This window comes from Micromonospora sp. HK10 (assembly GCF_000982955.1).
GTDB lineage: Bacteria > Actinomycetota > Actinomycetes > Mycobacteriales > Micromonosporaceae > Micromonospora.
Genome location: NZ_KQ058832.1, coordinates 113,031 through 121,753 on the forward strand (window position 1 = coordinate 113,031; position 8,723 = coordinate 121,753).

The window sequence follows — 8,723 nt, forward strand, 5'->3', positions numbered from 1 at the left end:
CGGCACCCCGTTCGCTCGCGGCCGCCCGCTCATCTGGTCACCACTCCCAGCAGGGCCGCGACCGGTCCGGCGGCGTAGGACAGGACGAGGGCCGGGACCAGCCCCACGGCGAGCGCGAGCAGCACCAGCGGCGTCCAGGCGGTCAACTCCGCCCCGGCCAGCCCCGGGCTCAGCCGGCCCACCGCCGGGCTGGGCCGGCCGTGGGTGACCCGCCGCAGCAGCCGCAGCACGTACGCGGCGGTCAACGCCCCGCCCAGCGCGGCCAGCACGGCCAGCGTGATCCACAGCCCGCCGCCCCGCTGCACGGCGGCCACCACGGCGAACGCCTCGCCCCAGAAGCCGGCCAGGCCGGGCAGGCCGAGCGAGCCGATCGCCGCGAAGCCGAGCAGCCCGGCCAGCCGCGGCGCGCTCTCCCGCAGCCCGGACAGCTCGGCGAGCGACCCGGTGCCGGCCCGGTCCTTGATCGCCCCGGCCAGGAAGAAGAGCAGCCCGGTGAGGACGCCGTGCGCGATGTTGCCGATCAGCGCGGCCTGTACGCCGGTGGCGGTGAGCGTGGCGACGCCGAGCAGCACGAAGCCCATGTGCCCGACGCTGGAGTACGCGATCAGCCGCTTCAGCTCGTCCTGGGCCAGGCAGACCAGCGCGCCGACCAGGATCGCCGCGACGGCGAGCGTCCCGAGCACCGGGGCGGCCCAGCGGGCACCCTCCGGGGCCACCCCGACCGCCACCCGGATCAGGCCGTACGTGCCCATCTTGAGCAGCACCCCGGCGAGGATCACGCTGCCCACGGTGGGTGCCTGGGTGTGCGCGTCGGGCAGCCAGGAGTGCAGCGGCCAGAGCGGGCTCTTCACCGCGAAGGCGAGCGCCAGCAGGGTGAAGGCGGCCAGTTGGGTGCCCCGGGACAGCCCGGCGCCGCCGGTCAGCACCATCAGGTCGGCGGTGCCGGCGGCGGCCACCACGACGTAGACGCCCACCAGCAGCAGCACCGAGCCGAAGAGGGTGTAGAGCGCGAACTTGCGGGCCGCCCGCCGCCGGTCCGGGCCGCCCCAGCCGGCGATGACCGCGTACATCGGCAGCAGGACGACCTCGAAGAAGAGGAAGAAGAGCACCAGGTCGAGGGCGAGGAAGGTGCCCAGGATGCCCACCTCGACCACCAGCAGCAACGCCACCAGGGCCCGCCCGCTGCCGCCGGCCGGCACCCGCCACAGCGAGTACCCGCAGCACAGCACGGTGAGCAGGGCGGTGAGCACCACCAGCGGCCAGGAGATGCCGTCCACCCCCAGGTGGAAGCGCAGGTCCAGGCCGGGCACCCAGGGCAGGTCGAGCCGGTGCCAGGGCTGGACGGCGGGCCGCGGCCCGTAGCCGAACCAGCCGTGGTCGCCGCCGACCAGTGGCAGGGTGGCCAGCAGGGTCAGGCCGGCGGCGGCCGTGCCGACCAGCCGGCCGGCGCGGTCGCCCGGGACGAGGGCCGCCGCGACCGCGCCCGACGCCGGCAGCGCGAGCACCGCCACCAGCAGGAACTGTCCCCACGTCATGCGGCTACCCCGATCAGCGCGACGGCGACCCCGATCAGCAGGGCGCCGGCCAGCACCGCCGCCGCCGCCCGGGGCAGCGCCGCCCGGTGCAGCCCGGCCAGCCCGGCACCGAGCGCCGTGGCCGCGCGCCCGCTCCCCTCCACCAGGCCGTCCACTCCCAGCTCGTCGCCGGCCCGCACGGCCCGCGCCAGTCCGGTCGTCGGGCGTACCACGAGGGCGTGCTGGACGTCGTCGAGCCGGAACGCCCGGGCGAAGACCGGCCGCAGCGGGCCCAGGAAGCGGGCCGGGTCGGCGGCCGGGTCGCGGCGCCAGCCGGCCCAGGCAACGCCCGCCCCGGCCAGCAGCAGCAGGAACGGCAGGAGCAGGTTCGGCGCCAGGTGGACCAGCTCGACGGCGGGCCCGCTGTCGTCGGCGGGCACCCGGAGCCGGTCGGCGAACCAGGGCGCGAACGCGGCCAGCCCGAGCAGCGCGGCCGGGACGGCCAGCAGCAGCACCGGCCAGCGCAGCACGGCCGGCGGGTCGTGCGGCCGGGCGAGCGGCATGCGGGCGGTGCCGAGGAAGGTGCGCAGCAGCAGCCGGGTGGCGTACCAGGCGGTGACCGCGACGCCGAGCAGCCCGCCCAGCCAGACCAGCCAGCCCACCCAGGCCGGCGCGGGGCCGGTGCCGTCCAGCGCGGCGGCCTCGGCGGCGGCGAGCACGCCGTCCTTGCTCCAGAAGCCGGCCAGCGGCGGCACGCCGGCCAGCGCACCGAGCCCGACCACCATGCACCAGAAGGTCACCGGCATGGCCGGACGCAGGCCGCCCATCCGGGACATCAGGGTGGTGCCGACGGCGTGGATCACCGCACCCGCGGCGAGGAAGAGCAGCGCCTTGAACGCGGCGTGGGTGAGCAGGTGGAACAGCGCCGCGGCGGGCGCCCCGACGGCGAGCGCGCCGGTCATGTAGCCGATCTGCGAGACGGTCGACCAGGCCAGCACCCGCTTGATGTCGTCCTGGGCGGTGGCCGCGAACGCGCCGAGCAGCAGGGTGACGGTGGCCAGCACGCCGAGCACGGCGAGCGCGGCCGGGGCCTGCGCGAAGAGCGGATAGAGCCGGGCCACCGCGTACACCCCGGCGGCGACCATGGTGGCCGCGTGGATCAGGGCGGAGATCGGGGTGGGGCCGGCCATCGCGTCCGGCAGCCAGGTGTGCAGCGGGAACTGGGCGCTCTTGCCGGCCACCCCGGCGAGCAGCAGCAGGCAGGCCACGGTGAGCGTGCCGGCCGGATAGTCGTGGGCCAGCACGTCGGCGATCCGGAAGCTGCCCGCGCCGACGCCGAGCAGCGCGATGCCCAGCAGGAAGCCGACGTCACCCACCCGGGTGACCAGGAACGCCTTCATCGCGGCCGCCGGCGCCTCGGGCAACCGGCGGTCGTGGGCGATGAGCAGGTACGAGCAGATGCCCATCACCTCCCAGCCGACCAGCAGCAGGATCAGGTCACCGGAGACCACCACGGTCAGCATCGCGGCGGTGAAGAGGCTGATCTGCGCCGCGTACGGCGGGTAGCGGTGGTCCACGTCGACGTCGTCGTGCGGCCCGCGCCGCAGGTAGCCGATCGAGTAGACCTGCACGGCCAGGGCCACCGCGCTGACCGCCACGGCGACCAGCAGCGCCGCCCCGTCCAGCCGGTACCCGAGGGTGACCGGCAACCCGCCCAGGTCGACCCAGGTGGTCGAGCCCTCGACCGGTCCGTCCACCCGCAGCATCAGCAGCACCGCGACGACCAGCGCGACCGCCGCGCCGGCCACGCCGAGCGTGATCGCCGCCCGCCGGGCCCGGTCCGCCCCGGTGGCCGCGCCCGCCGGCGAGGGCGGCAGCAGCAACCCGAGCAGACCCACGAGCAGGGGTACGCCCGGCAGCGTCACCGCGAGCAGCCCGGTCACCGCGCCTCCTCCGCCGGATCGTCGCCCGCGCTCCCGCCGGCGGTCGACGCACTCCCGCCCGCGGTCGACGCGCTCCCGCCCGCGGTCGGCGCGCTCCCGCCCGGGGTCGGTGCGGTCGCGGCCGGGGTCGGTGCGCTCCCGCCCGGGGTCGGTGCGGTCGCGGCCGGGGTCGGTATGCCGGCGGCGGCTGTGGCGGTCGCCGGCACGGGGGCCTCGGTGAGCGGCACGTCGTCGACGGCGACGCTGGCCCGCAGGCGGTAGAGCTGCAGCACGATGGCCAGCCCGACGCCGATCTCGGCGGCGGCGAGCACGATCACGAAGAGCGCGAAGACCTGGCCGGTGTGCGGCAACTGGGCCCGGACCGTGGTGTCGGCGGTGACCAGGATCAGGTTCACCGCATTCAGCATCAGCTCGACGGCCATCAGCACCAGCACGGCGTTGCGGCGGCGCAGCACGCCGTACCCGCCGAGGCCGAACAGGAGCGCGGCGGTGACGTACGGGATGACCGGTCTCACCGGGGCCCGCCCTCGTCGCTGCGCCCACCGGCCGGCGCGCCCGCCGCCGGCGGGCCGGCGGGCGCGGCGGTGGGCACGCCGGCACCGATCGGGCCCGTGCCGGTGCGGTCGGGGCCGGCCGGGGTACCGGCCGGACCGGTGCCGGGGCGGCCGATGTCCGGGCGGGACAGCACGATCGCGCCCACCAGCGCGGCGAGCAGCAGCACCGAGAGCACCTCGAACGGCAGCACCCAGGAGCGGAACACCTGCTCGCCGAGGCGTTCGGCGGTGCCGGGGGCGGGCAGCTCCACCCGGGACCAGCGGAACGCGTCCACCAGCAGCACCGCGAGGCCCAGCGCGCTGCCCCCGCCGACCAGCGCGGCCGGCCAGCCGGGTCGGTCCAGATCGTCGGAGACGCCGATCGGGGCCCGGGTGAGCATCACCGCGAAGAGCAGCAGCACCACCACGGCACCGACGTAGATGAGCACCTGCACCCAGGCCACCAGCTCGGCGCTGAGCACCAGGTAGTCGCCGGCCAGCGCACCCAGGCAGACCACCAGCCAGAGGCCGGCCCGGACCAGGTGCCGGGTGCCGACCACCAGGGCGCCCGCGCCCACCGCCACCGCGCCGAGGGCGAGCAGCAGCACGTCCGCACCCGTCATGACGGCGTTCCCCCGCCCTGCGCCGCGCCGGGCTCGGGGCGTACCCCGGTCGGCCGGGCGGCGGGTGCGGCGGCCTTGCGGGCCGCGGTGGTCTCCTCCTTGGACGGCTCGCCGTGCGGGTCGTGCGCCGGCGGCGGCGGGACCGTGCCCATCCACTCGCCCAGGTGGTCCTTGTCGTGCAGCAGGTCCTTGATGTCGTACTCGGCGTACTCGAACTCCGGCGACCAGTAGAGCGCGTCGAACGGGCAGACCTCGACGCAGATGCCGCAGTACATGCAGAGCGAGAAGTCGATGTCGAACTTGTCGAGCACGTTGCGCTGGCGGGGGCGGGCGGCGCCGGGCACCGCCACCTCCTCCTTGTGCGAGTCGATGTAGATGCACCAGTCCGGACACTCCCGGGCGCAGAGCATGCAGACCGTGCAGTTCTCGGCCAGCAGCGCGATCACGCCGCGCGAGCGCGGCGGCAGCTCGGGGGCCACGTCCGGGTACTGCTGGGTGGTCGAGCGGCGGGTCATCGTCTTCAGCGTGACCGCCAGGCCCTTCACCAGCCCCTCGCCGTGCCCGCCAACGCGCTCGCTCATGCCGCCCATCCTGCCCTGTGGCCACGGCGCGCGCGACCACCACCCGGCTCCTGGCGGCGGTATCGTGAGCGCGGGGAGAACGACGCACCGGGAAGGACCTGTCGATGACCGCCGCGCTGGAGAGCGACCACCCGCCGGAGCGCGGGTGGACGACCGACGATCTGGACGCGCTGCCGGAGGACGGTCGCCGCCGCGAACTGCTCGATGGAGTGCTGCTCATGTCCCCCTCCCCCACCCGGATCCACCAGAGCATCGCGATGTTGCTCGGCGTCGCGCTCGACGAGGACTGCCCTGACGGGTACGACGTGACCCAGGGTGTGGAGGTGCGCATCAACCGCACCCGCTCCTTCATCCCGGACGTGCTGGTCACCACCGCGGCCGCGGCCGCCCGCGAGCCGTCCCGGTACGAGCCGCACGAGGTCGTGCTCGCCGTGGAGATCGTCTCGCCCAGCACCCGGTCCATCGACCGCGTCCTCAAGCCGGCGCTCTACGCGCAGGCCGGGATCCCGTTCTACTGGCGGATCGAGATCGAGGACGAGGGTCTCGTCGTCTACACGTACAAAATCGATCCGGTGCACGAGGTCTATACGGAGACCGGCCGGTGGACCAAGTTCGTCGACACCGGCGAGCCCTTTCCGGTGAACCTGCCGATCAGCCGGATCACACCTCGCCGGGTCTGAGCGGGGGCAGCATCTCCACGCCGAGCTGCTGGAGGACCTGGAACAGCTCGTTGACGCTCCACACGTCCACGATCCGGCCGGTGTCGTCGAAGCGCAGGAACGACGCGCCCGAGTAGCTGACCACCCGGCCGGTCGGCGGCACCGGGCCGAACTGGCCGGCCTGGGTGCCGGCGGCCCGCCAGTGCACGGCCACCCGGTCACCGGCGGCGACCAGCTCGACGATCTTGTAGCGGAGATCGGGGAAGGCCGCCCGCCGCTCCCGGTGCCAGGCCAGCGCGGCCGCCGGCCCGGTCCCGCCCAGCCCGGGGCAGTCCCCGGCGACCAGGTCGTACGCGCTCTCCTCGCGGCCGGCGTTCCACACGTCGGCGATGAAGCGTCGGGCCGTCGCCTCCAGGTCGGTCACCGCGGCAGCGTAGCCGGCCGGCCCACTCGGCCTGCCAGCGGCCGCGCCAGCGGCCATGATGGGAGCCGACGACAACCTCGGGAGGCGGCGTGAGCGACAAGGGCGACGAGATCCTCGACCGGACCGGCGGCAAGTACGTCGAGCCCGGCGGCGAGTTCACCCGGGACCAGCGCTACATCGCCACCCGGATCACCGCCGACGGGCGCGACGGCTGGCCGGTGGAGCCGGGCCGGTACCGGCTGGCGGTGAGCCGCGCCTGCCCGTGGGCGAACCGGCTGATCATCGTCCGCCGGCTGCTCGGACTGGAGGACGCCATCTCGATGGCGGTGGCCGGCCCGACCCACGACAAGCGCAGCTGGACCTTCGACCTCGACCCGGCGGGCCGGGACCCGGTGCTCGGCATCGAGCGGCTGGCCGACGCCTACTTCAAGCGGTTCCCCGGGTACGAGCGGGGCATCACCGTGCCGGCGCTGGTGGACGTGCCGAGCGGGCAGGTGGTCACCAACGACTACGCGCGGATCAGCCTGGACCTGTCGACCGAGTGGACCGCGTACCACCGGCCGGGCGCGCCGGACCTCTACCCGGAACCGCTGCGCGACGAGATCGACGAGGTCAACGCGGTGGTCTTCGCGGACGTGAACAACGGGGTCTACCGGTGCGGCTTCGCCGGCAGCCAGGAGGCGTACGACAAGGCGTACCACCGGCTGTTCGACCGGCTGGACTGGCTGAGCGAGCGGCTGGCCGGGCAGCGTTACCTGGTCGGCGACACGATCACCGAGGCGGACGTGCGGCTCTTCACCACGCTGGTCCGCTTCGACCCGGTCTACCACGGTCACTTCAAGTGCAACCGGCAGAAGCTGTCCGAGCAGCCGGTGCTCTGGGCGTACGCCCGGGACCTGTTCCAGACCCCGGGCTTCGGCGACACGATCGACTTCGACCACATCAAGCGGCACTACTACGAGGTGCACCGGGACATCAACCCGACCGGTGTGGTGCCGCTCGGCCCCGACCTGTCCAACTGGCTCACCCCGCACGGGCGGGAGCAGCTCGGCGGCCGGCCCTTCGGCGACGGCACCCCGCCCCCGCCGCCCCCGCCCGCCGAGCGGGTCGACCCGGCGCACACGCCGCTGCGCTGAGACCACGGGTCGGGCGGTCCCCGCCGCTGCCGAACGCGCACGGCGGGGACCGCCCTCGCTGCGCCAGCCGGCCGGCCGGGGCCGCCCCGCGACGCCAGCCGAGTGGCGGGGCCCGTCCCGCGACGCCAGCCGCGCGGCGGGGACCGCCCTACAGCGCCAGGCGGACGGCGGCGGTGAGGACGAGCTGGGCCAGGGCGAGGGGGACCAGGACCAGCCAGCAGAGCCGCTGGAGCTGGTCCTCGCGCAGGCGCGGATAACTGACCCGGAGCCAGATGATCACGAACGCGACGGCGAACACCTTGATCAGGGTCCAGAGCCAGCCGAGCTGGGCGTCGGCGAACGGGCCCTGCCAGCCGCCGAGGAAGAGCACGGTGGTCAGCGCCGCGATCACCACGATGCCGACGTACTCGGCGAGCAGGAAGAACGCGAAACGCAGGCCGGTGTATTCGGTCATATAGCCGAAGACCAGCTCGGAGTCGGCCACCGGCATGTCGAACGGCGGCCGCCGGATCTCGGCCAGCCCGGCGACGAAGAAGATCACCATGGCCGGCGCCTGCCAGAGCAGCCACCACGGCCGCCACGCCTCGACGATGCCGGAGAGGCTGAGCGTGCCGGCGGCCATCGCCACCGAGGCGGCGGCCAGCACCAGCGGCAGTTCGTAGCCGAGCAGCTGGGCGGCGCCACGCAGCCCACCGAGCAGGCTGTACTTGTTGGCCGAGGCCCAGGCCGACATGAGCACCGCGAGCACCCCGATGCCGACCACGGCCAGCACGAAGAAGAGCCCGATGTCCAGCGGCTGCCCCACCAGGTCGCCCGGACCGAGCGGGATCACCAGCAGGGCGAGCAGGTACGGCACCAGCGCCACCGCGGGCGCCAGCCGGAACACCGGCCGGTCCGCGTCGCGCGGGGTGACGTCCTCCTTCTGCACGAACTTGATCCCGTCGGCGACGAGCTGCGCCCAGCCGTGGAAGCCGCCCGCGTACATCGGGCCGAGCCGGCCCTGCATGTGCGCCATGACCTTGTGCTCGGTCTGGCCGACGATCAGCGGCAGGACGAGGAAGGCGACCAGCACGCCCGCCACCCGGAGGACCACCTCCAGCCAGACGGGCATCAGGACTTCCCCTCCTCGGGCGCGGCGTCCCCGGTCGGCTCCTGCCGCGCCGGTCCGGTCGGTCGCTCACCCGGCACGGGCCGCTCCGCCGCGTCCGCGGGACGGTCGCCCGAGGCCGGGCGTGCGGGACGGTCGCCCGAGGCCGGGCGTGCGGGACGGTCCCCCGCGGCCGGGCGCGCGGGACGGTCCCCCGCGGCCG

The 8,723-nt window shown here is 74.9% G+C and carries 8 protein-coding genes and 1 pseudogene; 2 read left to right on the top strand and 7 right to left on the bottom strand.

Features of this window, described 5'->3' with window-relative positions; translation table 11 throughout:
• Positions 1-29: 29 nt before the first annotated feature.
• The 5 genes and pseudogenes from LQ51_RS18050 to LQ51_RS18070 all read right to left on the bottom strand — a co-directional run bounded on the left by LQ51_RS18050 (position 30) and on the right by LQ51_RS18070 (position 5,194).
• Positions 30-1,535 (bottom strand): complex I subunit 4 family protein, encoded by a 1,506-nt coding sequence (locus LQ51_RS18050; RefSeq protein ID WP_046567273.1) that lies wholly within the window; start codon positions 1,533-1,535, stop codon positions 30-32.
• Positions 1,532-3,457, bottom strand: a complete 1,926-nt coding sequence (locus LQ51_RS18055) for an NADH-quinone oxidoreductase subunit 5 family protein (protein WP_046567274.1) — start codon at positions 3,455-3,457, stop codon at positions 1,532-1,534. Before LQ51_RS18055 ends, LQ51_RS18050 begins: the two co-directional genes overlap by 4 nt.
• 182 nt (positions 3,458-3,639) lie before the next feature.
• Positions 3,640-3,972, bottom strand: a pseudogene (gene nuoK, locus LQ51_RS33430) (NADH-quinone oxidoreductase subunit NuoK); the annotation flags it as partial.
• Entirely contained in the window at positions 3,969-4,613 is a 645-nt protein-coding gene (locus LQ51_RS18065; protein ID WP_046567275.1) for an NADH-quinone oxidoreductase subunit J family protein, read from the bottom strand. The gene LQ51_RS18065 and the pseudogene nuoK, both read right to left, overlap by 4 nt.
• Positions 4,610-5,194, bottom strand: coding sequence for a NuoI/complex I 23 kDa subunit family protein (locus tag LQ51_RS18070; RefSeq protein ID WP_082159509.1), 585 nt, complete (start codon positions 5,192-5,194; stop codon positions 4,610-4,612). Before LQ51_RS18070 ends, LQ51_RS18065 begins: the two co-directional genes overlap by 4 nt.
• 104 nt (positions 5,195-5,298) lie before the next feature.
• On the opposite strand from LQ51_RS18070, the gene LQ51_RS18075 reads away from it, so the two are divergent.
• The gene (locus LQ51_RS18075) at positions 5,299-5,874 is read left to right on the top strand and encodes a Uma2 family endonuclease (RefSeq protein WP_046567277.1); all 576 of its coding nucleotides are present in this window, start codon (positions 5,299-5,301) and stop codon (positions 5,872-5,874) included.
• On the opposite strand, the gene LQ51_RS18080 is transcribed toward LQ51_RS18075, so the two are convergent.
• Positions 5,855-6,277, bottom strand: coding sequence for an ester cyclase (locus LQ51_RS18080; RefSeq protein WP_046567279.1), 423 nt, complete (start codon positions 6,275-6,277; stop codon positions 5,855-5,857). The two genes, LQ51_RS18075 and LQ51_RS18080, sit on opposite strands and share 20 nt — an antisense overlap.
• A gap of 89 nt (positions 6,278-6,366) precedes the next feature.
• On the opposite strand from LQ51_RS18080, the gene LQ51_RS18085 reads away from it, so the two are divergent.
• Positions 6,367-7,413, top strand: a complete 1,047-nt coding sequence (locus LQ51_RS18085) for a glutathione S-transferase family protein (protein ID WP_046567284.1) — start codon at positions 6,367-6,369, stop codon at positions 7,411-7,413.
• A gap of 148 nt (positions 7,414-7,561) precedes the next feature.
• On the opposite strand, the gene nuoH is transcribed toward LQ51_RS18085, so the two are convergent.
• Complete coding sequence (gene nuoH / locus LQ51_RS18090; RefSeq protein ID WP_046567286.1) at positions 7,562-8,524, bottom strand: NADH-quinone oxidoreductase subunit NuoH; 963 nt, start codon at positions 8,522-8,524, stop codon at positions 7,562-7,564.
• Positions 8,525-8,723 lie beyond the last annotated feature (199 nt).